Annotated in this window: 20 protein-coding genes and 1 pseudogene; 9 read left to right on the forward strand and 12 right to left on the reverse strand. The window is 61.1% G+C overall.

Annotation, left to right across the window (positions count from 1 at the left end):
- Positions 1-258 precede the first annotated feature (258 nt).
- Positions 259-465, forward strand: a complete 207-nt coding sequence (locus ACA054_RS03195) for a Flp family type IVb pilin (RefSeq protein WP_497688160.1) — start codon at positions 259-261, stop codon at positions 463-465.
- A gap of 68 nt (positions 466-533) precedes the next feature.
- Positions 534-947, forward strand: coding sequence for a response regulator (locus ACA054_RS03200; RefSeq protein WP_497688161.1), 414 nt, complete (start codon positions 534-536; stop codon positions 945-947).
- Positions 948-1,094: 147 nt separating this feature from the next.
- On the opposite strand, the gene ACA054_RS03205 is transcribed toward ACA054_RS03200, so the two are convergent.
- Both ACA054_RS03205 and ACA054_RS03210 read right to left on the reverse strand, forming a co-directional pair.
- Positions 1,095-1,949, reverse strand: a complete 855-nt coding sequence (locus ACA054_RS03205; RefSeq protein WP_497688162.1) for a MaoC family dehydratase — start codon at positions 1,947-1,949, stop codon at positions 1,095-1,097.
- A gap of 2 nt (positions 1,950-1,951) precedes the next feature.
- Complete coding sequence (locus tag ACA054_RS03210; protein WP_497688163.1) at positions 1,952-3,304, reverse strand: 3-oxoacyl-ACP reductase; 1,353 nt, start codon at positions 3,302-3,304, stop codon at positions 1,952-1,954.
- Between the two features lie 120 nt (positions 3,305-3,424).
- On the opposite strand from ACA054_RS03210, the gene ACA054_RS03215 reads away from it, so the two are divergent.
- Positions 3,425-4,702: an acetyl-CoA C-acetyltransferase gene (locus ACA054_RS03215; RefSeq protein WP_497688164.1), complete on the forward strand. Its 1,278-nt coding sequence runs from the start codon at positions 3,425-3,427 to the stop codon at positions 4,700-4,702.
- Positions 4,703-4,885: 183 nt separating this feature from the next.
- Complete coding sequence (locus ACA054_RS03220) at positions 4,886-5,677, forward strand: AraC family transcriptional regulator (protein ID WP_497688165.1); 792 nt, start codon at positions 4,886-4,888, stop codon at positions 5,675-5,677.
- Positions 5,678-5,793: 116 nt separating this feature from the next.
- Here ACA054_RS03220 and ACA054_RS03225 read toward each other — a convergent pair whose 3' ends face one another.
- On the reverse strand, positions 5,794-6,561 hold the full coding sequence (locus ACA054_RS03225; RefSeq protein WP_404821821.1) for a methyl-accepting chemotaxis protein: 768 nt from the start codon (positions 6,559-6,561) through the stop codon (positions 5,794-5,796).
- A gap of 90 nt (positions 6,562-6,651) precedes the next feature.
- Positions 6,652-7,854, reverse strand: a pseudogene (locus ACA054_RS03230) (cache domain-containing protein); the annotation flags it as partial.
- 183 nt (positions 7,855-8,037) lie between these two features.
- On the opposite strand from ACA054_RS03230, the gene ACA054_RS03235 reads away from it, so the two are divergent.
- The gene (locus tag ACA054_RS03235; protein ID WP_497688166.1) at positions 8,038-8,931 is read left to right on the forward strand and encodes a PA4780 family RIO1-like protein kinase; all 894 of its coding nucleotides are present in this window, start codon (positions 8,038-8,040) and stop codon (positions 8,929-8,931) included.
- A gap of 179 nt (positions 8,932-9,110) precedes the next feature.
- On the opposite strand, the gene cueR is transcribed toward ACA054_RS03235, so the two are convergent.
- The 4 genes from cueR to ACA054_RS03255 are packed head-to-tail and all read right to left on the reverse strand — an operon-like array spanning position 9,111 to position 12,694.
- A complete protein-coding gene (cueR, locus tag ACA054_RS03240) occupies positions 9,111-9,524 on the reverse strand; it encodes a Cu(I)-responsive transcriptional regulator (RefSeq protein ID WP_497688167.1) in 414 nt (137 codons plus the stop codon).
- A complete protein-coding gene (locus ACA054_RS03245) occupies positions 9,521-11,914 on the reverse strand; it encodes a heavy metal translocating P-type ATPase (RefSeq protein ID WP_497688168.1) in 2,394 nt (797 codons plus the stop codon). The genes cueR and ACA054_RS03245 overlap by 4 nt, the downstream gene beginning before the upstream one ends.
- Positions 11,915-11,939: 25 nt before the next feature.
- Positions 11,940-12,284, reverse strand: coding sequence for a hypothetical protein (locus tag ACA054_RS03250; RefSeq protein ID WP_497688169.1), 345 nt, complete (start codon positions 12,282-12,284; stop codon positions 11,940-11,942).
- A gap of 26 nt (positions 12,285-12,310) precedes the next feature.
- A complete protein-coding gene (locus ACA054_RS03255; RefSeq protein ID WP_497688170.1) occupies positions 12,311-12,694 on the reverse strand; it encodes a hypothetical protein in 384 nt (127 codons plus the stop codon).
- A 159-nt stretch (positions 12,695-12,853) separates the two neighbouring features.
- Here ACA054_RS03255 and ACA054_RS03260 point away from each other — a divergent pair, with 159 nt between their 5' ends.
- Both ACA054_RS03260 and ACA054_RS03265 read left to right on the forward strand, forming a co-directional pair.
- A complete protein-coding gene (locus tag ACA054_RS03260; protein WP_497688171.1) occupies positions 12,854-13,051 on the forward strand; it encodes a heavy-metal-associated domain-containing protein in 198 nt (65 codons plus the stop codon).
- A gap of 92 nt (positions 13,052-13,143) precedes the next feature.
- On the forward strand, positions 13,144-14,340 hold the full coding sequence (locus ACA054_RS03265; RefSeq protein ID WP_497688172.1) for a multidrug effflux MFS transporter: 1,197 nt from the start codon (positions 13,144-13,146) through the stop codon (positions 14,338-14,340).
- Positions 14,341-14,348: 8 nt separating this feature from the next.
- Here the strand turns inward: ACA054_RS03265 and ACA054_RS03270 are convergent, their stop codons facing one another.
- Both ACA054_RS03270 and ACA054_RS03275 read right to left on the reverse strand, forming a co-directional pair.
- Positions 14,349-14,519 (reverse strand): hypothetical protein, encoded by a 171-nt coding sequence (locus tag ACA054_RS03270; RefSeq protein ID WP_008066222.1) that lies wholly within the window; start codon positions 14,517-14,519, stop codon positions 14,349-14,351.
- Between the two features lie 150 nt (positions 14,520-14,669).
- Complete coding sequence (locus ACA054_RS03275) at positions 14,670-15,683, reverse strand: zinc-binding alcohol dehydrogenase family protein (RefSeq protein ID WP_497688173.1); 1,014 nt, start codon at positions 15,681-15,683, stop codon at positions 14,670-14,672.
- Positions 15,684-15,809: 126 nt separating this feature from the next.
- On the opposite strand from ACA054_RS03275, the gene vimR reads away from it, so the two are divergent.
- Together vimR and ACA054_RS03285 are read left to right on the forward strand one after the other, a co-directional pair.
- The gene (gene vimR / locus ACA054_RS03280) at positions 15,810-16,739 is read left to right on the forward strand and encodes a transcription regulator VimR (protein ID WP_497688174.1); all 930 of its coding nucleotides are present in this window, start codon (positions 15,810-15,812) and stop codon (positions 16,737-16,739) included.
- Between the two features lie 226 nt (positions 16,740-16,965).
- Complete coding sequence (locus ACA054_RS03285) at positions 16,966-17,700, forward strand: ArsR/SmtB family transcription factor (protein ID WP_497688175.1); 735 nt, start codon at positions 16,966-16,968, stop codon at positions 17,698-17,700.
- Positions 17,701-17,814: 114 nt separating this feature from the next.
- Here the strand turns inward: ACA054_RS03285 and ACA054_RS03290 are convergent, their stop codons facing one another.
- The gene (locus ACA054_RS03290; RefSeq protein ID WP_020796340.1) at positions 17,815-18,768 is read right to left on the reverse strand and encodes an adenosine deaminase; all 954 of its coding nucleotides are present in this window, start codon (positions 18,766-18,768) and stop codon (positions 17,815-17,817) included.
- Positions 18,769-18,846: 78 nt separating this feature from the next.
- Positions 18,847-19,815 carry a 2-oxoglutarate and iron-dependent oxygenase domain-containing protein gene (locus ACA054_RS03295; RefSeq protein WP_497688176.1) on the reverse strand — a complete coding sequence of 323 codons (969 nt, stop codon included), beginning with the start codon at positions 19,813-19,815 and terminating at the stop codon, positions 18,847-18,849.
- Positions 19,816-19,907 lie beyond the last annotated feature (92 nt).

Below are 19,907 nucleotides of genomic sequence, written 5' to 3' on the forward strand. Positions count from 1 at the left end.
CAGGCAGCTATGAACATGGAACTATTTGGCTATTTGAAGGTAGCTCAGCTAGAGCAAAACGCCATTACCGAGGAGGTGAAAATCTGACGAAATATAATGATTCAGCTCAAATGCGAGGTTTTTTGACGTCAACGAAACGATTAATACTTTGGTGTTAATGCGTTCTTACAGTTGTTTAGCGGAGGAATGCCGACAATGCTGATGCTGGCATAGGGGAATCATGTTGCGTCCGTGCAACACCCATGAAGGAGAACGTTCATGTCTTTCGCCAAGCTGGTTCAGAAGATCAAATCAGAAATCGCTTTTTACAAGAGGCTGGCGAAGGATACCGAGGGGGCTTCGGGTATCGAGTACGCCATTATTGCTGGTATGGCGGCGGTTGCGTTGGGGGTCTTCATGACTCCCATCTCCGGTGCGGTTACAACGATATTTACCACCATCAAGACGGCGCTGGTGCCGTCGTGATAGCAGTGGCCTGCTAACGTGTCGTCATGGTTTGAACGTCAGTGCCCCATCCATTGCAGGTAGAGTCCATGAACGCTTTAGCATCTCCACGACAGCAGCTTCTTCTGGTCGATGACGAGGAGGATGCGTTGTTGGAATTGGCGGAGTTGCTGGAGGGTGAGGGTTTCGATTGTTTCACCGCGACCTCGGTCAAGCTGGCGCTGCAGCATCTGACGCGCCATCCGGATATCGCGCTGGTCATCACCGACCTGCGCATGCCGGAGGAGAGTGGCATGTCGTTGATCAAGCGCCTGCGCGAGCACACGGCGCGCCAGCATTTGCCGGTGATCGTGATGTCCGGGCATGCGGACATGGAGGATGTCAGTGATATGTTGCGGTTGCAGGTGCTGGACCTGTTTCGCAAGCCGATCTATCACGTGCGGTTGTTGGAGACGCTGAATAACCTGTTCCCACAGCCGCTGGGGGAGTTGGCCAGGCGTTGAAGCCTTCGAAACGGTTGCTTATGGGCCAGGTGAAAACTCTGTAGGAGCCAGGCTTGCCGGCGAAGGCGTCCTTGAACATTGCGCAAGTCTTTCGGGCGTCTTCGCCGGCAAGCCTGGCTCCTACAGGTGTATGTTGTCCGATTCGTATCAGGCAATCGGCCGCCAGTGGCCAACCATATGTTCCAGATCGCCGACCCCGACCAATTGCAGATCCCCACTGGAGCCTGCGGCGCTGGCCAGTAATGTCACCTCGCTGGGCAGGCGCACCGGCTTTTTGAATTGCACCGCGATCTCGATGTTCGCCGCCGGCAGATGCTCGGCGAGGGCCGCCAGGGTGCGGGCCTTGTTCCATAATCCATGAGCAATCGCCGATGGAAAACCGAAAATCTTGGCGCTGGCCGCACTCAGGTGAATCGGGTTGTAGTCGCCGGATACCTTGGCGTACTGCCGGCCGATGTCCGCGGGCGCTTTCCATTGGGCGACTTGCGTCAATGCCAGCGTCGAGGCCAACTCCTCCTCGACGGGCTCGCCCTCAAGCTTGACCCCTCGGCACAGCATCTGGCTTTGCGCCTCCCAGAGCGGTCCCAATTGATCATCCAGCGTCGTCACCAGATCGAACGTTGCCCCCTTCGCATGGGGTTGCAGATTCTCCACGCACACGCTGGCCCGCACTCGATGGACCCCGCCCATGGGCCGCAGCACGCGGATGCGATTGCTCAGGTGAATCAGCCCCAGCAGCGGGAACGGAAAGTCCCGGGCGGTGAGCAATTGCATCTGCAAGGCGAATGCGAGGATGTGCGGATAGGTGGGTGGCAGCAGACCGTTGTCGGTGAAGCCGCAGACCTTGCGATAGGCCGCCAAGCGCTTTGGATCGACATCGAGCCAGCAGCGCAAACCCGAATCGGGCAGGGTGGTGCCGGTGATTTTGCGCCGCGTCGCCGCATGCACGTACAGCCCCGGCAGGCTAGGTTCGCGATTGAGTGTGTGCCAGTCGATGATCATGCCTAGGCCCCCAGAACGCTTTGTCCGCAGACACGCAACGCCTGGCCGGTGAACGCGCCCGTGCCCGGTTGCGCGAGCCAGGCCACCGCTTCGGCGACGTCTTGTGGCAGGCCGCCCTGGCCCAATGAGCTCATGCGTCGTCCGGCTTCGCGCAGGCCGAATGGAATGTGCGCGGTCATTTGGGTTTCGATAAAACCCGGCGCCACGGCATTGATGCTGATGCCCCGCTCATGCAACAGCGGCGCCCAGGCCTGCGCCAGGCCAATCAGGCCGGCCTTGCTTGCCGCATAGTTGGTTTGTCCGCGATTGCCCGCGATGCCGCTGATCGACGCCAGCAGAATCACCCGGCCATTGTCGCGCAGGGTGCCGCTGTCGAGCAGCGCTTTGGTCAACACTTGCGGGGCGTTGAGGTTGACGGCGAGCACCGCATCCCAGAACTCCGGAGTCATGTTGGCCAGGGTTTTATCCCGGGTAATGCCGGCGTTGTGCACCACGATGTCGATGCCGTCGGGCAACTGTTCAACCAACTCCGTCGCGGCATTCTCGGCGCAGATGTCCAGAGTGATTCCACGCCCGCCGAGGCGTGCGGCGAGGGTATCGAGATCGGTCCTGGCCGGGGGCACGTCGAGCAGGATGACCTCGGCACCGTCACGGGCCAGGGTTTCGGCGATGGCGGCGCCGATGCCCCGCGCAGCGCCGGTGACCAGCGCCTTGCGCCCGGCCAGAGGGCGCGTCCAGTCCGTTACTTGGGTGTCGCAGGCATCCAGGCCAATCACTTGCCCGGACACGAAGGCGCTTTTCGGTGAGAGGAAAAACCGCAGTGGGCCTTCCAGTTGATCCTCGGCACCCTCGCCAACATGGATCAGCTGCAAGGTGCCGCCGCTGCGCAGTTCCTTGGCCAGCGAGCGACTGAAACCTTCGAGGGCGCGCTGGGTACTGGCGGCGAACGGGTCGCTCAAGGTCTGCGGGTCACGTCCCAGAATCACCAGGTGTGCACTGTGGTCGAGGTTTTTCATCAGTGGCTGGAAGAATTCGCGCAGTTGCTTGAGCTGGTCGGTTTGCACCAGATCACTGGCATCGAACACCACGGCCTTGAGTTTCGGACCGTGTCCGGGAATCCACGCGGTCGCCATCGAGGGCTCGGTGCCGTAGGTGTAGATCGCGTCCGTCAGGCGGTTGGCAAGGGCGCTGACCTTTTCCGCCAGCGGTCCGCCGCCAATCAGCAAAGCGCCCTCGACAGGGCGCAATCGCCCGGCTTGCCAGCGATCCAGGCGTACCGGCGAAGGCAGGCCCAAGGCCCCGACCAGTCGATGGCCGATGGACGAATTGGCGAAGTCGATATAGCGGTCAGACATGGAACGCGCTCCAGCAGATGAGGTTCAAAGTGTGGACCATGAATGGCAATCAGTCGTTCGATTCACCGGAAAAAGGCCTACGCTTGCGGGTAGTGGCCTTCACAGAATAGGAAGCTTTTCATGACTCAGCTGCGTCGTGTCGCGATCATCGGTGGTAACCGGATACCCTTCGCTCGTTCTAACGGGCCGTACGCCACCGCCAGTATCCAGGCCATGCTCACTGCCACGCTCGAAGGCCTGATCGAACGCTACAACCTGCATGGACTGCGCCTTGGCGAAATGGTCACCGGGGCCGTCCTCAAGTTGCCGCGGGACATGAACCTGACACGCGAGTGTGTGCTCGGCTCGCGGCTGTCTCCCACTACGCCGGCCTATGACATTCAGCAGGCTTGCGGCACCGGGCTGGAAGCAGCGCTGCTGGTGGCGAACAAAATTGCCCTGGGCCAGATCGACTGCGCCATTGCCGGTGGGGTCGACACCACCTCGGACGCACCGATCAGTGTCAGCGATGGGCTGCGCAAGATTCTGCTGCAAGCCTATCGCGCCAACACGACCATTGAAAAACTCAAACCCTTCCTGCAGTTGCGCCCATGGCATCTGATCCCCGAGTTTCCGCGCAATGGCGAGCCGCGCACGGGATTGTCCATGGGGGAGCATTGCGAGTTCATGGCGCAGGCCTGGAGCATTCCTCGTGAAGAGCAGGATCAGCTGACGCTGGAGAGTCATCAGAAACTGGCCGCGTCTTACGCCGAAGGTTGGCAAAACGATTTGATGACGCCGTTTCTTGGCCTTACCCGCGACAACAATTTACGCCCGGACCTGACCCTGGAAAAACTCGCCTCGCTGAAAACGGCATTCGACAACACCGCCAAGGGCACCCTCACCGCCGGCAACTCCACACCACTGACCGATGGCGCCTCGCTGGTGCTGCTGGGCAGTGAGGAATGGGCGAAGGCACGTGGCTTGCCGATCCTCGCCTACCTGCGCGATGGCGAGGCAGCAGCGGTGGATTTCGTCAACGGCGCCGAGGGCCTTTTGATGGCACCGGTGTATGCCGTGCCGCGGTTGCTGGCGCGCAATGGCCTGACCCTGCAAGACTTCGATTACTACGAAATCCATGAAGCCTTCGCCGCGCAAGTGCTCTGCACCTTGAAGGCCTGGGAAGACCCCGAGTATTGCAAAAGCCGCCTGGGTCTCGACTCGCCGCTGGGCTCGATCGACCGCAGCCGGCTTAATGTCAAAGGCAGTTCGCTGGCGGCGGGGCACCCGTTTGCCGCCACGGGTGGGCGAATCGTCGCCAACCTGGCGAAGTTGCTCGATACCGCGGGGAAGGGACGTGGGCTTATCTCAATCTGCGCCGCGGGCGGTCAGGGGGTGACCGCCATCATCGAACGTTGATGGCGGATCACAACCTGTGGGAGCGAGCCTGCTCGCGAATGCGGCGGCACATTCAACATTGATGTGGCTGAAAGATCGCTTCGCGAGCAGGCTCGCTCCCACAGGGAATATCGGTGTTGAATGAATGTGTGACTTGGCCTAACGTCGGCCTTCATCAGCCATACAGCAACACAAGGCCAGGCAATGCCGACTAACGGACAGGTTTCCCTCGAACGCAGCATTCCACCGCTCATTACGCTGCCGCGTCCGCTGTATGCCCGGGTGGAGAGCCTCAATGCCGGGTCGTGGACGGCGTCCCATCGTCACGACTGGGCGCAGTTTTCCTATGCCATCAGTGGCGTGCTCGGTGTGCACACCGCCGAGGGCAGTTTCTTCGCGCCGCCGCAGTGGGGGATCTGGATTCCGGCGGATCTCGATCATCAGGTCGTGACCTCGATGCGCGCCGAGATGCGCAGCCTGTATGTGCGTCGCGAGGATTGCCAGTGGGCGGACGGGCGTTGCCGGGTGCTGGAAGTGACGCCCCTCGCCCGGGAGCTGATCAAGAGCTTTTGCCAGCTGCCAGTGGATTATCCACAGGGCGACAGCCCGCAAGCGCGGCTGGTGGGTGTGTTGCTGGATCAGTTGGCGACGCTGCCGGAAGTCGGGTTTTCCCTGCCGTTGCCCCGTCATGAAAAGTTGCTGGGGTTGTGCAACGAACTGATCGAAAATCCCGAGCGCAATGTGACCTTGCACGAGTGGGCCGAGCGTCTGGGCACGTCGGAGAAAACCCTGATGCGCCTGTTCCAGCGTGAAACCGGGTTGAGTTTTCGTGGCTGGCGCCAGCGTATGCGCTTGCTGTCGTCGTTGAGTCTGCTGGAGGAGGGGGACAGCGTGACCAATGCCGCGCTGGCCTGCGGGTATGACTCGACGTCGGCTTTTATTGCTGCGTTCAAGGGGTTGTTCGGGTTTACCCCGGGGGAGTTGTTTCGGCAGTGATGGCCTCATCGCCAGCAAGCCGGCTCCTACAGGTTTTGTGTCGTACCCAATATCGGGAACGACGCAACCTCTGTAGGAGCCGGCTTGCTGGCGATTGACCGCGCAGCGGTCGTCGGTCAGGTGCGGAACCGGCGCACCAACCCATCCAGCTCATTCGACAACCCGGCCAGGCTCTGGGAATCCAGTCGCGCCGAGTTCGCCAGTTCTGCCACCAATTGCGCATCGCCATGGATCTGGCTGATGTGCCGGTTGATGTCTTCGGCCACCTGATGCTGTTGCTCCGCCGCCGTGGCAATCTGGGTGTTCATGTCGCGGATCACGTCCACCGACTCGCGGATCTGCCCGAAACTGTTGCGCGCTTCGCCGATGCGCGTCACCGATTGTTGGGACACCTCCAGGCTCGCATGCATCTGCTGGGTCACCTGGCTGGTGCGCTTGGCCAGGTTGCCCAGCAGCCCGTCGATTTCCGCGGTAGAGTCGGCCGTGCGCTTGGCCAGCGCCCGTACTTCATCGGCCACCACCGCAAAACCACGGCCCTGTTCACCGGCCCGCGCCGCTTCGATGGCGGCGTTCAGCGCCAGCAGGTTGGTTTGCTCGGCGATTGAGCGAATGGTCCCCAGGATCGACTGGATATCGTTGCTGTCGCGCTCTAGCTGTTGCATCGACTGGGCCGACTGTTCGATTTCCTGGCTCAGGCGATCGACACTGCTGACGGCCGCGTCAATCTGTTGCTGACCTTCACGGGCCTGGCGCTGGCCGCTGTCGGCGGACTCGGCCGCCTGACTGCAGGAACGCGCCACTTCGTTGGCGGTGGCGACCATTTCGTGGAATGCCGTGGACACCATGTCCACCGCTTCGCGCTGGCGTCCAGCGGCTTCGGCCATGTCGCTGGAGACCTGGGTCGAGCTCTTGGAGGTAGCCAGGATCTTGGTCGCGGCACCGCCGATGCTCTGGATCAGGTTGCGAATCGCGGTCAGGAACTGGTTGAACCAGTTGGCCAGTTGCGCGGTTTCGTCGCTGCCACGCACCTGCAGGTTCTTGGTCAGGTCACCTTCACCCTGGGCGATGCCTTCCAGGCCATCGGCCACGCTGCGGATCGGCCGCACGATGACGCTGGCGAAACTGGCGCCGACGATGGCGAAGATTACCGCCAGCACAGCGGCGATGATCGCGATCAACCAGGTCAGTTGGGTCGCGGTGCTCATCACATCGCTCTGTTTGATAAGGCCGATGAAGGTCCAGCCCAGTTGCTCAGACGGCCAGACGTTGGCCATGTAGCGCTCACCATTGAGTTCGACTTCGACCAGGCCTTTGCCGGCCTTGGCCAGTTGCGCATAACCCTCACCGAGGCTGCTCAGGGCCTTGAAATTGTGTTCCGGTTGCTTCGGATCGACCAGTACGGTGCCGGAGTTTTCCAGCAGCATCAGGTAGCCGGTCTCGCCGAGCTTGATCTGCTTGACCAGTTCGGTGAGCTGTTTGAGCGACACGTCGATGCTGACCACACCGCCGTTGATGCCCAGCTTGTTGTCGATGGTGCGTACGGTGCTGACGTAGGACGTATCATTTTCGGCCCAGTAATAGGCTTCGGTACGGAACGGCTTGCCCGGTTTGGCCTGGGCTGCCTTGTACCATGGCCGCTGACGTGGGTCGTAGTTGGCCAGCTTGGCATCGTCCGGCCACGACACGTAACCACCGGCCGCGGTGCCGAGGATGGCGTAGGCGTAGGACGGATGGGCGTTGCCCAGGTCCTGCAGGAAGCCGAAGACTTTTTTGTCCATTTCGCCTTGGGGAATGCTGGCGGCGTTGGCGTTCATGTAAGTCTTGAGGCTGTCGTCGGAGTGGGTGATCAGCGGTTGCCTGGCCAGGTATTCGACGTTCTGGCTGATGCCGTCGAAGAACAGTTGCATGGCATTGCTGACCTGACGGATTTCGCGACCGCTGTTGTCGACGAATTCGTCCTTGGCATCACTGCGCAAGTTCAGCACAACGAGGGTGGCGACCAGCACCACGGGCAAGCAGGCGATGATTGCAAACGCCCAGGTCAGTTTCTGTTTGATGTTCATCCGCGCTCCAGATTTTCTTGTAGGCCCACGCAGTGCAGATGACTCGCGGTTTATTGGCAGCCGTAAACGTTGTCGATCAACCCGGGTCCGTGAGTGCGCTATCGTTATTGTCATGGAAACGATTGTCGGACAAATCACTTTGTCACTAAGGACTTCGGCTGTTGCCTGCGGAAATTGAGGGCTGTTTTGAAAAAACACACGAACGGTACGTCGGCACCCCCTCCCCCGAATGGATGGATTGCCGTATAACGAATGACTTTCGCGTGTTTGGTAATAAAGGACCCACAATAAAAGCTGATGAAGACTCCAAAACGCATTGAACCCCTGATCGAGGACGGTCTGGTCGACGAGGTGCTGCGCCCACTCATGAGTGGTAAAGAAGCAGCTGTTTATGTGGTGCGCTGCGGCAACCAGTTACGTTGCGCGAAGGTCTACAAGGAGGCGAATAAACGCAGTTTTCGTCAGGCGGCCGAGTATCAGGAAGGCCGCAAGGTGCGCAACAGCCGACAGGCCCGGGCCATGGCCAAGGGCTCCAAGTTTGGCAAGAAAGAAACCGAAGACGCTTGGCAGAACGCCGAAGTGGCGGCGCTGTTTCGCCTGGCCAGTGCCGGTGTGCGAGTGCCCAAGCCGTACGACTTCCTCGAAGGCGTGCTGCTGATGGAGTTGGTGGCCGACGAGTACGGTGATGCCGCGCCGCGTCTGAACGACGTGGTGCTGGAACCGGATCAGGCGCGCGAGTATCACGCCTTTCTGATTTCGCAGATCGTGCTGATGCTGTGTACCGGTCTGGTGCACGGAGACCTGTCCGAGTTCAACGTGCTGTTGACCCCGACCGGCCCGGTGATCATCGACTTGCCGCAAGCGGTTGACGCGGCGGGCAACAACCATGCGTTCAGCATGCTGGAACGGGATGTCGGCAACATGGCGTCCTATTTCGGACGGTTTGCGCCAGAGTTGAAAAAGACCCGGTACGCCAAGGAAATGTGGGCTTTGTACGAGGCGGGTACTTTGCATCCGGCCAGCGTCCTGACCGGCGAATTCGACGAACCTGAAGAGCTGGCCGATGTGGGCGGCATCATGCGCGAGATCGAGGCTGCGCGCCTGGATGAAGAGCGCAAGCAAGCGGCGCGTGCGGCTGATGACGCGCCACCGAGCAAAGCCGAAGAACCGCCTCCGCCCTGGATGCAGTGATCGGTTGATCGAAAAAAAACCGGCTTCGGCCGGGTTTTTTGTCCGCACCACCAAACCCAATGTGGGAGCGAGCCGGCTCCGGGCGGCGTTCCGACGAAGACGTCGGCACATCCAATATCAGTGTGTCAGGCAGTCCGCTTTCGCGAGCAGGCTCGCTCCCACAGGGAAGCGTTTGGCAATCAGGCCGAAACCGGTTCAGCACAACACCCCGACTCCAGATTCTTGAGAATCGGGCAATCCGGCCGATGATCCCCCTGACAATGCTCGACCAAATCCTGCAACGTATCGCGCAACTGCCCCAGCTCACGGATCTTCTGGTTCAACTCATCGATATGCTGGCGGGCCAGCGCTTTCACATCGGCACTGGCACGCTGGCGGTCCTGCCAGAGGGTCAACAGCTTGCCGACTTCTTCCAGGGAAAACCCAAGGTCCCGTGAGCGTTTGATGAATGCCAGTGTGTGCAGGTCGTCTTCGCCGTACATCCGGTAGCCGCTGTCGGTGCGATGAGCCGCCTTGAGCAGGCCGATGGACTCGTAGTAACGGATCATCTTTGCGCTCAGGCCGCTGTGGCGGGCCGCTTGGCCGATGTTCATCGGTTGTCCTCCAGATCCTCGGGTTTCCAGGTTTTCAACAGTAGCGCATTGCTCACCACACTGACGCTCGACAACGCCATGGCCGCGCCGGCCAGCACCGGATTGAGGAGGCCGAAGGCGGCCAATGGAATGCCGATCAGGTTATACACAAAGGCCCAGAACAGGTTCTGGCGGATCTTCGCATAGGTTTTGCGGCTGATCTCCAGCGCCGCCGGCACCCGCCGTGGATCGCCATTCATCAACGTAATACCGGCCGCATGCATGGCCACATCGGTGCCGCCGCCCATGGCGATGCCGATATCGGCCGCGGCCAGCGCTGGCGCATCATTGATGCCATCGCCGACCATCGCCACCACGCCGGTTTTCTTCAGCGCAGCGACGGTGGCGGCTTTGTCCGCCGGCAGGACTTCTGCGTACACATCATGGATGCCTAGCGCCTTGGCGACCACGTTGGCGCTGCCTCGGTTGTCGCCGGTCAGCAGGTGACTGCTGATGTTACGCGCGCTCAGTTGCTGCACCGCTTGTAGTGCGCCAGGCTTGAGGGTGTCACCGAAGGCGAACAGGCCCAGCACCCTTGGCTCAGGGCTTTGCTCGATCAGCCAGGACAAGGTCCGGCCTTCGGTTTCCCACGCGTTTGCCGAGCCCGCCAGGTCGCCAGCGTCCAGTCCGTTTTCTTCCAGCAGGCGACGATTGCCCAGCGCCAGACGACGAGCCTCAAGGGTGCCGGCAATGCCTCGGCCGGTCAGGGATTGACTGTCGGTGACGTCGGCCACGGCCAGGCCACGCTCGGCGCACGCATCCAGCACGGCTTTGGCCAGCGGATGCTCGCTGCCGCGTTGCAGGGCGCCGGCCCATTGCAGCAGGCTGGCTTCGTCTCCATCGAGAGCGCTCAGATGGGCGATACGTGGCGTACCTGACGTCAGCGTGCCGGTCTTGTCGAACACCACGGCGCTGACCTCATGGGCTCGCTCCAGCGCCTGGGCATCCTTGATCAGAATGCCGTAGCGCGCCGCGACCCCGGTGCCGGCCATGATCGCCGTTGGCGTGGCCAGGCCCAGGGCACAAGGGCAGGCGATCACCAGCACCGCCACGGCATTGATCAACGCGGTTTCCAGAGGGGCGCCATACAGCCACCAGCCGATCAGGGTCGCCAACGCCAGCAGCAAGACCACCGGGACGAAAACCTGACTGACTCTGTCCACCAGTTTCTGGATCGGTGCTTTCGCCGCCTGAGCGTCCTCCACCAGGCGAATGATCCGCGCCAGCACGGTTTCCGCACCCAGGGCCTGAGTGCGCACCAGCAACCGACCTTCGCCATTGATCGCGCCGCCCGTGACCTTGTCACCGGGTTGCTTGGGCACCGGCAGGCTTTCGCCGCTGATCAATGCTTCGTCGGCATGGCTCTGGCCGTCGACCACTTCGCCGTCCACCGGAAAGCGTTCGCCGGGCTTGATCATGACCAGGTCACCGAGGCGCAGGGCGCTGATCGCAACCTCCTGCTCGCGACCATCGATCACCTGGATCGCCCGCTCCGGGCGCAGCGCTTCCAGGGCGCGAATGGCGCTGGCGGTCTGGCGTTTGGCGCGGCTTTCCAGGTACTTGCCCAACAACACCAGGGCAATCACCACGGCCGAGGCTTCGAAATACAGGTGCGGCATGCGCCCGGCGGCGGTGGCCCATTCGTATACGCTCAAGCCATAACCGGCGCTGGTGCCCAGCGCGACCAGCAGATCCATGTTGCCAGCACCGGCACGCACGGCTTTCCAGGCGGCCACATAAAACCGCGCGCCGAAGATGAATTGCACCGGTGTGGCCAAGGCGAACTGCGCCCAGGCCGGGAGCATCCAGTGCACGCCGAACGGTTGCAGCAACATCGGCAAAACCAGCGGCAAGGCGAGGGCAATGGCTGCGATCAAAGCCCAACGCTCGCGGTGCAATCGGGTTTGCCGCGTGTCGATGAGTGGCTGATCGGCTTGCCAGACGCTGGCGGCGTAACCGGCCTTGGTCACGGCCGCGATCAAGGTTTGCGGATCGACCTGCCCGAGCAGCTCCAAGTGAGCGCGTTCATTGGCCAGGTTAACGCTGACGCTCTTGACCCCCGGCACCTTGTTCAGTGCCCGTTCGACCCGGCCGACACAGGAGGCGCAGGTCATGCCGTCGATGCTCAATTCCAGACGGTGCTGCGGTACGCTGTAACCGGCCTTTTGCACCGCCTCCATCAAGGCCGGCAGGCTGTCGACCGGCGCTTGAACCCGAGCCTGCTCGGTGGCCAGGTTGACGCTGACGGCACTGGCGCCGATGACTTTGCTCAAGGCGCGCTCGACACGCCCGGCGCAGCTGGCGCAGGTCATGCCGGCAATCGGCAGATCGAAAGTAGTGGATTCGGACATCGGTCACGCTCCCTGTAGAAGATGCCTACAGGATCAACCTTGCCATGCTGGCAAGGTCAAGCGCAAAATTCGATGCCTTGTAGGAGCCAGGCTTGCCGGCGAACCAGGCGCAGCGGTGTACCTGCCGTACCGCGTTTTCGTTCTTCGCATTGTAGGAGCCAGGCTTGCCGGCGAACCGGACGCTACGGTGTATCTGCCGCACCGCGTTTTCGTTCTTCGCATTGTAGGAGCCAGGCTTGCCGGTGAACCGGACGCTACGGTGTATCTGCCGCACCGCGTTATCGTTCTTCGCATTGTAGGAGCCAGGCTTGCCGGCGAACCGGACGCTACGGTGTATCTGCCGCACCGCGTTATCGTTCTTCGCGGGCAAGCCTCGCTCCTACAGGGGGATTCTTATCAATAACCAAGCCCTGCGCGCTTCAGATACATCCCATCCTGCGTCATCGCAATCCGGTACTTCAACACATCACCGGCCCTGAGCTGAATGTCTTGCGAACCCGGCGCCAGCATGCCCGGGTTGCACCCCGGCGCCTGGCCCGGCAGCAGCTTCAGGCGCAGCGACACATTGCCCGCCGGCAAGTTGAACGAGGTGCTTTGCTCCTGGAACAGCCGCGCCGCCAACTGGTCCTGGATGTACACGCCGATCTCGCAGCTGGTTGCGACTTCCAGGCGCTCGCGGGAAATGATCAGCACGCCATAATCCTCCCCGGCGGCATTGACCGAGGCTGTGGCGGTTAAAAGGCTGAGCAGGCCAAACAGGCTGAAAGCTGACCAGCGCATGGCTGAATCTCCTGGGATCAAGTCGTAGATGAACGCAGCTTGGCCGAGCGCGAAGCCGATTGCCAGCCCGGCAGGTCATTTCAGAACTTGACCTTGCCATGGTGGCAAGCTCGAGACTGATGGTCACCTCATTCAAGCGCCACATTAAAGGAGTCATCCATGCAAGTGTTCAATGTTGAAGGCATGTCCTGCGGTCACTGCGTCCGGGCGATCACCCAGGCTGTGCAGGCCAGGGATCCGGCGGCGAGTGTGCGGGTCGATCTGGCTGCCAGGGAAGTCGGGGTCGAGAGTGCATTGAGCGCCGAGCAAGTGATCGAGCTCATCAGTGAAGAAGGCTACAGCGTGAAGCTGGCCTGATTATTTAATAGTTAGCGAGCTAACTTAATGTTCAAGGCGTCCATGCGCGGCTAAACTGTCGGGCTGCCGACTTCTGTCCGATTGGATGCCTGATGAATTTTCGCATAATCCTGATTCTTGGCGCCTTGAGCGCTTTCGGTCCGCTGGCGATCGATTTCTATCTGCCGGCGTTCCCGGCGATGGCGCTCGCCTTCGGCACCGACGAAAAACACGTCCAGCTGACGTTGGCCGTGTATTTCCTTGGCTTGTCCATTGGTCAGCTGGCCTACGGCCCGGTGGCAGATCGTTTCGGGCGACGCATTCCGTTGTTGATCGGTGTCGGGCTCTTTACCGCCGCTTCGCTGGCGTGCGCGTACGCGCCGAACCTTGAGTGGCTGATTGGTGCGCGGTTCATCCAGGCACTGGGCGGTTGCGCAGGGATGGTGATCTCGCGGGCGGTGGTCAGCGATAAATGCGATGCGGTGGGTTCGGCGAAAGTCTTTTCGCAGCTGATGCTGGTGATGGGCCTGGCGCCGATTCTTGCACCGATGCTCGGCGGCTTGCTGGTCAACACCACAGGCTGGCAGTCGATCTTCCTGGTGCTGACCGGTTTCAGCGCCTTGGCAGGACTGGCTGTGGCACTGGGCTTGCCGGAAAGCATGCCCGCGCATTTGCCACGCCAACCCTTGGCCGGGGCGTTGCGTCAGTACGCACGTCTGCTCAAGGACCCGGTGTACCTCGGCCATGCCCTGACGGGCGGTATCGCCATCGCCGGCATGTTCTCCTACATCGCCGGGTCACCGTTCATCTTCATCAAGCTCTATGGCGTCCCGGCCGAACATTTTGGCTGGTACTTCGGTGTCAATGCGGCGGGGTTCATTCTGGTGGCCCAGGTCAACGCGCGACTGTTGGCCAAGCGTGGTCCGGCATTCCTGCTCACACGCACAGTGTGGATTTACTTAGGTGCCGGCCTGGCGTTGCTCGCCGTCAGTGCGCTGCACACCGCACAGCTCTGGCCGTTACTGATTCCGTTGTTCGTCTGCATCGCCAGCCTGGGTTGCATCCTTCCCAATTCTTCGGCCTGCGCGATGAACGGCCAGGGTGCCCGCGCCGGCAGTGCCTCGGCGATGCTCGGATGCCTGCAATTCAGTGTCGCGGCAGGTGCTGCGGCGCTGGTCGGTGTTTTGCACGACGGCAGCGCCGTGCCGATGGCCATGGTCATCAGCCTGTGCGGGATTCTGGTGGTGAGCGTAGCGATGCTCACCCGGCGGTTGCAAAATGCCCGGGCGCTGGTACAAGCCCAGGTCTGAGGACTGACTCAGCCAACAGCGCGCTGTTGGCGGTCGGGTATCTGGTGAGGGGCGTGCAATCGCGCTTCAAGGGTATTGGTGAAGGCGCGGGCTTCGGCTTCGCTGCGGAAGGTGACGGCATGTTGATCCAGGCGGACTTGCCACTGGGACTTTGCCAATTCTTTTATCAGGATCTTCATTACTGACCTCCTCAAAAGATTGTCTCGCAGAGGCTTCGATTGTAGTCCTGAATACGAACGTTATTGTGACAAGGCTCAACTCTCGGACTGACGGTTTGTAACAAAAAACATCGCAGTCCGAGGGCAGCCTTCGGCAGCTCCTGCAATCGTTTAAAACCCTTCCAGCACGATCTTGCCCTTGGATTTTCCACTTTCCAGCAGCGCATGGGCACGCCGCAGGTTCGCCGCATTGATGGTGCCGAATTGCTCGCCAACCGTGGTTTTCAGGGTGCCAGCATCGATCAGCCGGGCTACCCGGTTGAGCAGTTTGTGCTGTTCGATCATGTCCGCGGTTTCGAACAGTGAGCGGGTGTACATGAACTCCCAGTGCAGCGACAGGCTCTTGCGCTTGAGCTTGGTCACGTCGAGGGTTTTCGGGTCGTCGATCAGGGCCAGCTTGCCTTGCGGTGCCAACGCCTCGACCAGTTGATCCAGGTGATGATCGGTCTGGGTCAGGCTGGCGACATGGGTCACCTGATCGATGCCAGCCTGTTTGAGCGCCTGGCTCAGCGGCTGGCTGTGATCGATCACCTGATCGGCCCCCAGCGCCTTCACCCAGCTTTGGGTCTGCGGGCGCGATGCGGTACCGATCACCTTTAGGCCCGTGAGCTGTTTGGCCAATTGCGTGAGGATCGAGCCGACGCCACCGGCTGCACCGACGATCAGCAGGCTCTGGCCTTCATCGGTTTTGCCTTCGCGCACTTGCAGGCGCTCGAAAAGCAACTCCCACGCGGTAATGGCCGTCAACGGCAGGGCCGCGGCTTCGGCGAAACCGAGGGTTTTCGGCATATGGCCGACGATTCGCTCGTCCACCACATGCAACTCACTGTTACCCCCGGCGCGGGCGATGGAGCCGGCGTAGAACACCTTGTCGCCTGCCTTGAACAATGTCACTTCACTGCCAACGGACTTGACCACGCCGGCCACGTCCCAACCCAGCACGTTGGCCGCGCCGGCTTCAGGATGGACGTTCTGACGGACCTTGGTGTCCACCGGGTTGACCGAGATGGCTTTGACTTCCACCAACAGGTCACGGGGGCCTGCGACCGGCGCCGGCAGTTCGATGTCTTGCAGGGCGTTTTCATCGCTGATCGGCAACGAGGCGTAGTAGGCAACGGCTTTCATAGAAGGCTCCGGAGTAAATATATGAAGAAAGAGTCGATGGGGCGGATAATTGGCTATTTCTATGCAAGATAAAACCCGCTAAAACAGCAGTCTCTTTCAACGTTTTTTTGATAATAAAGGCTTCACATGCTGCGATTCGATGATTTGCAGTTGTTTGTCCGGGCGGCGGACCTGGGTAGCCTGTCCGCGGCCGCACGGGGCATGGACATGTCGGCGGCGGTGGCGAGCGCTGCGTTGAAGCGCATCGAACAGCAGCTGGGCGCCCGGCTGCTGGCCCGTTCGACCCGCAGCCTGCGCCTGACCGCCGAAGGCGAAGGTTTTCTCGAGTACGCCCGGGCGGCCTTGAGTCATCTCGACGAAGGCCGGCGTTTGTTGGCCAGTGGACAGGATCAGGTCAGCGGCGTCCTGCAGCTGTCGGCACCGTCCGATTTTGGGCGCAACCTGCTGCTGCCCTGGCTGGACGAGTTTCAGCGCGAGCACCCGAAGCTGACCGTGCGCCTGCTGCTGGGCGACCGCATCGCCGATCTGTTCCGCCAACCAGTGGACATTGCCTTGCGCTACGGTGAGCCGGAAGACTCCAGCCTGGTGGCGCTACCCATCGCCCCACACAATCGTCGCGTGCTGTGTGCCGCGCCCGATTATCTCGCCCGGCGTGGCGAGCCGCGCCAACTGGAGCAACTGGCTCAGCACAATTGCCTGCTGTTCATGCTGGGCAGCCGGGTTCATGATCACTGGAGTTTTCATGACGGCAAGCGCGAGGTCGGCCTGACCGTTAGTGGCGATCGTTTCAGTGATGACGCCGATGTCGTGCGCCTGTGGGCTCTGGCAGGGGCCGGGATCGCTTACAAATCCTGGCTCGATGTGGCCGCCGATGTGCTCGCGGGGCGCTTGAAAGTGCTCATGCCGGAACTGCTCTGTGAGCGCGCACCGCTGAATCTGTTGTGCGCCCATCGCGCACAATTGAGTAAGCCGGTGAACCTTTTGCGGGAAATGCTTACCGGCCGATGCGCCCGGTTGAGCAGTCATTTTCCAGGGTTATCGGGCATCGATCATTAGTCGCAGGCAAAAAGCGAAATTTCCCTCAGGAACTATCAGCATCGGCGGTTTGCAGGGGGCAGGATCTGGCGGTCAACCGGCCTATACTAACGTTCGCCTCGTGAACGCACCGTCGATCGCAAAGGCGAACCCGGTTTATGGCAGTTTCCACGTTTGGCCGACGGCACATGACGGGTCAAGATATCTCTGAGCAGCAGGACGATACGATTCAACAGGGAGTGAATACATGGAACATGCACCTTGCATCAGCCAGATAGCAACGTTGCTGGCTGACCCTAAGCGCAGCGCAATGATGTGGGCCTTGATGGACGGCTCGGCGCGACATACCGAAGAATTGGCATTGATGACTGGCCTGTCACCGTCTTCGGCCAGTGCGCACCTGGGGCGGTTGTCCGCCGGAGGCCTGTTGAAAGTAGAAGCCCGTGGGCGAAAGCGCTTCTTCCGCCTGTCGGCGCCCGAAGTCGGTGCCGCGATCGAAGCCCTGGCCAGCGCCACGCTGGCCAGCACGCCGCATGATATCCCGGATATTTTCAAACGCGCCGCGCCCTTGGCCAAATCTCGGTCGAGCGGTTCGTCGTTGTTGCGCGCGCGGCTTTGTGACGACCATTTGGGCGGCACCCTGGCAGCGGATCTGTACCAGCGTCTGCTGGAGGCAGGCTGGATCGAACAGTTCGATCAGCGGGTCACGATCACGCTCAAGGGCGCGACGCAGTTGGCGGCACGCGGCGTCTTCATTCAGGCGCTGGCCCATCGCAACGACAAAGTTGCGTGTGCGTGCCCCGACTGGAGCGAAAGACGCCCGCACCTGGGCGGTGCCTTGGGTGCGGCGTTATTGCAGCTGTTCATGCAGTCCGGTTGGTTGAGCTTGCCCATGGACTCGCGTGCCTTGCAGCTTACCGCCGCCGGGCAGCGAGAACTTCACCGTTTCGCCAAACAGACCGAGCTTGAAATGGCCTTGTAGGAGCGAGGCTTGCCCGCGAAAGCGGACTTACCTTCGACATCGATGCTGGCAGTTATGGCCTCTTCGCTGGCAAGTCGGGTCGCCGCATCGCAGCTCCTACAGAAAATTCAAGTCTCAGGGTTTTACCAATCGGGCATCCAGGCTGTTCTGCGCCAGGCGTTTGGCCTGGTCCTGGGTCATGCCCAGATCGGTATACAAGGCATGGAAGTTTTCGGTGACGTAACCGCCGAAGTACGCCGGGTCATCGGAGTTGACGGTCACTTTCACGCCACGCTCGAGCATGTCGAGAATATTGTGCTGTGACATGTGATCGAACACGCAGAGCTTGGTGTTGGACAGTGGGCACACGGTCAGCGGAATCTGCTCGTCGATGATGCGCTGCATCAAGCGCTCGTCTTCGATGGCGCGCACGCCATGATCGATGCGCTGGATTTTCAGCAGGTCGAGGGCTTCCCAGATGTACTCGGGCGGGCCTTCTTCACCGGCGTGGGCGACGGTCAGGAAACCTTCGCCACGGGCGCGATCGAACACGCGCTGGAATTTGCTCGGCGGGTGCCCCATCTCGGAGCTGTCCAGGCCCACGGCGACAAACGCATCGCGGAACGGCAGCGCCTGGTCGAGGGTTTTCTGCGCCTGCTCTTCGCTCAAGTGGCGCAGGAAGCTCAGGATCAAACCGCTGGTGATGCCCAGTTGCTGCTCACCATCCTTCAACGCTGCAGCGATGCCGTTGAGCACCACTTCGAATGGAATGCCACGGTCGGTGTGGGTCTGCGGGTCGAAGAACGGTTCGGTGTGAATCACGTTCTGCGCCTTGCAGCGCAACAGATACGCCCAGGTCAGGTCGTAGAAGTCCTGGGAGGTGCGCAGCACGTCGGCGCCCTGGTAGTACAGGTCGAGGAATTCCTGCAGGTTGTTGAAGGCGTAGGCCTTGCGCAGGGTTTCGACATCGCTCCACGGCAGGGCGATCTTGTTGCGTTCGGCCAGGGCAAACAGCAGTTCGGGTTCCAGCGAGCCTTCCAGGTGCAGGTGCAGTTCTGCCTTGGGCAGGGCGTTCAGCCAGTCGTACATAATTCTGTTCTCATCAGGTGCAATGGCGCCATTCTACAGATGCTCGCTGCAACAATTGGTAAAACCTGACCAGGCGGTTCATTCCGCTGCCTCCTGTCCCCGTCGATAAGCGTAGGTATCGGCGAAGCGTGAGAGCAGGAACTGGGCGCAAGTGGTGGCCGGGTATTTCGCCACCTGCTGCTCATCCTGACACCCGGGCAGGCATTCGATGCGGGTGTCCGGGTGCGGCTCGGCAAAGAAGGGCATCGAATAACGATCCACGGCCAACGGGCTGATCACCCTGTGCGGCGTCGACAGGTAACGGTCGTTGCTCCATCGCGCCATCATGTCACCGAGGTTGACCACGAACGTCCCTTCGATCGGCGGGGCATCGATCCATTCGCCTTTTACGTTCCTGACTTGCAAGCCACCGGCGGCATCCTGGTAGAGCAGGGTGATGCAGCCGTAATCGGTGTGGGCCCCGGCGCCTTGCTGCTCCTGGGAGCTGGCGGTGTAACGCGGCGGGTAGTGAATCATCCGCAATACGCTGACCGGCTCACGAAAGCGCGTGTCGAAAAAATCTCGCTCGATGCCGAGCGCCAGCGTCATTGCCCGCAACAAGGTTTGCGCGAGTGCCTGCATGTCGACGTAGTGCTGCTCCATCAGCGCCTCCCAACCCGGCAGCGATGGATGACGGTTGGGGCCGCGCAACGGTTTTGCCGCCAGCACATCGGGATGGTCGAGCGGCAGGTGCAGGCCCATGTCGAAGGTTTCTTTCAGGTCGCTGGGCTTGCTCGGGTCGAGTTGTTCGGTGGCGATGGCGCCATAGCCGCGATGGTGGCGGGTCTGGGTGATGTCGATCTTGAGCTTTTCGGCGGCGGGCAGGGCGAAGAAGCGCTGGGCGTGGTCGAGCACCGCGTCGATGCGCTGCGCCGAAATAGGGTGACCCTTGATATAGAAAAAGCCCCACTTGCGGCAGGCTTGGTCGATCTCGGCAGCGACGGTGAGCCAGGCGTTCTGGTCGTCGCTGTAGAGTGAGCTGATGTCGATGATGGGAAGGCTGGTCATACACGGTCCTTATGTGGGAGCGAGCCTGCTCGCGATAGCGGATTTCCATTCAACAGAGATGTCGGATGTGATGGCCTCATCGCGAGCAGGCT

Source organism: Pseudomonas sp. LBUM1653, from assembly GCF_059716115.1.

What these genes read in the sequence shown, in the direction of transcription:
- ACA054_RS03195 (WP_497688160.1), top strand. Translation starts at nt 259, where the DNA reads ATGTCTTTCGCCAAGCTGGTTCAGAAGATCAAATCAGAAATCGCTTTT.
- ACA054_RS03200 (WP_497688161.1), top strand. Translation starts at nt 534, where the DNA reads ATGAACGCTTTAGCATCTCCACGACAGCAGCTTCTTCTGGTCGATGAC.
- ACA054_RS03205 (WP_497688162.1), bottom strand. Translation starts at nt 1,949, where the DNA reads ATGATCATCGACTGGCACACACTCAATCGCGAACCTAGCCTGCCGGGG.
- ACA054_RS03210 (WP_497688163.1), bottom strand. Translation starts at nt 3,304, where the DNA reads ATGTCTGACCGCTATATCGACTTCGCCAATTCGTCCATCGGCCATCGA.
- ACA054_RS03215 (WP_497688164.1), top strand. Translation starts at nt 3,425, where the DNA reads ATGACTCAGCTGCGTCGTGTCGCGATCATCGGTGGTAACCGGATACCC.
- ACA054_RS03220 (WP_497688165.1), top strand. Translation starts at nt 4,886, where the DNA reads ATGCCGACTAACGGACAGGTTTCCCTCGAACGCAGCATTCCACCGCTC.
- ACA054_RS03225 (WP_404821821.1), bottom strand. Translation starts at nt 6,561, where the DNA reads ATGGCCGAAGCCGCTGGACGCCAGCGCGAAGCGGTGGACATGGTGTCC.
- ACA054_RS03235 (WP_497688166.1), top strand. Translation starts at nt 8,038, where the DNA reads ATGAAGACTCCAAAACGCATTGAACCCCTGATCGAGGACGGTCTGGTC.
- cueR (WP_497688167.1), bottom strand. Translation starts at nt 9,524, where the DNA reads ATGAACATCGGCCAAGCGGCCCGCCACAGCGGCCTGAGCGCAAAGATG.
- ACA054_RS03245 (WP_497688168.1), bottom strand. Translation starts at nt 11,914, where the DNA reads ATGTCCGAATCCACTACTTTCGATCTGCCGATTGCCGGCATGACCTGC.
- ACA054_RS03255 (WP_497688170.1), bottom strand. Translation starts at nt 12,694, where the DNA reads ATGCGCTGGTCAGCTTTCAGCCTGTTTGGCCTGCTCAGCCTTTTAACC.
- ACA054_RS03260 (WP_497688171.1), top strand. Translation starts at nt 12,854, where the DNA reads ATGCAAGTGTTCAATGTTGAAGGCATGTCCTGCGGTCACTGCGTCCGG.
- ACA054_RS03265 (WP_497688172.1), top strand. Translation starts at nt 13,144, where the DNA reads ATGAATTTTCGCATAATCCTGATTCTTGGCGCCTTGAGCGCTTTCGGT.
- ACA054_RS03270 (WP_008066222.1), bottom strand. Translation starts at nt 14,519, where the DNA reads ATGAAGATCCTGATAAAAGAATTGGCAAAGTCCCAGTGGCAAGTCCGC.
- ACA054_RS03275 (WP_497688173.1), bottom strand. Translation starts at nt 15,683, where the DNA reads ATGAAAGCCGTTGCCTACTACGCCTCGTTGCCGATCAGCGATGAAAAC.
- vimR (WP_497688174.1), top strand. Translation starts at nt 15,810, where the DNA reads ATGCTGCGATTCGATGATTTGCAGTTGTTTGTCCGGGCGGCGGACCTG.
- ACA054_RS03285 (WP_497688175.1), top strand. Translation starts at nt 16,966, where the DNA reads ATGGAACATGCACCTTGCATCAGCCAGATAGCAACGTTGCTGGCTGAC.
- ACA054_RS03290 (WP_020796340.1), bottom strand. Translation starts at nt 18,768, where the DNA reads ATGTACGACTGGCTGAACGCCCTGCCCAAGGCAGAACTGCACCTGCAC.
- ACA054_RS03295 (WP_497688176.1), bottom strand. Translation starts at nt 19,815, where the DNA reads ATGACCAGCCTTCCCATCATCGACATCAGCTCACTCTACAGCGACGAC.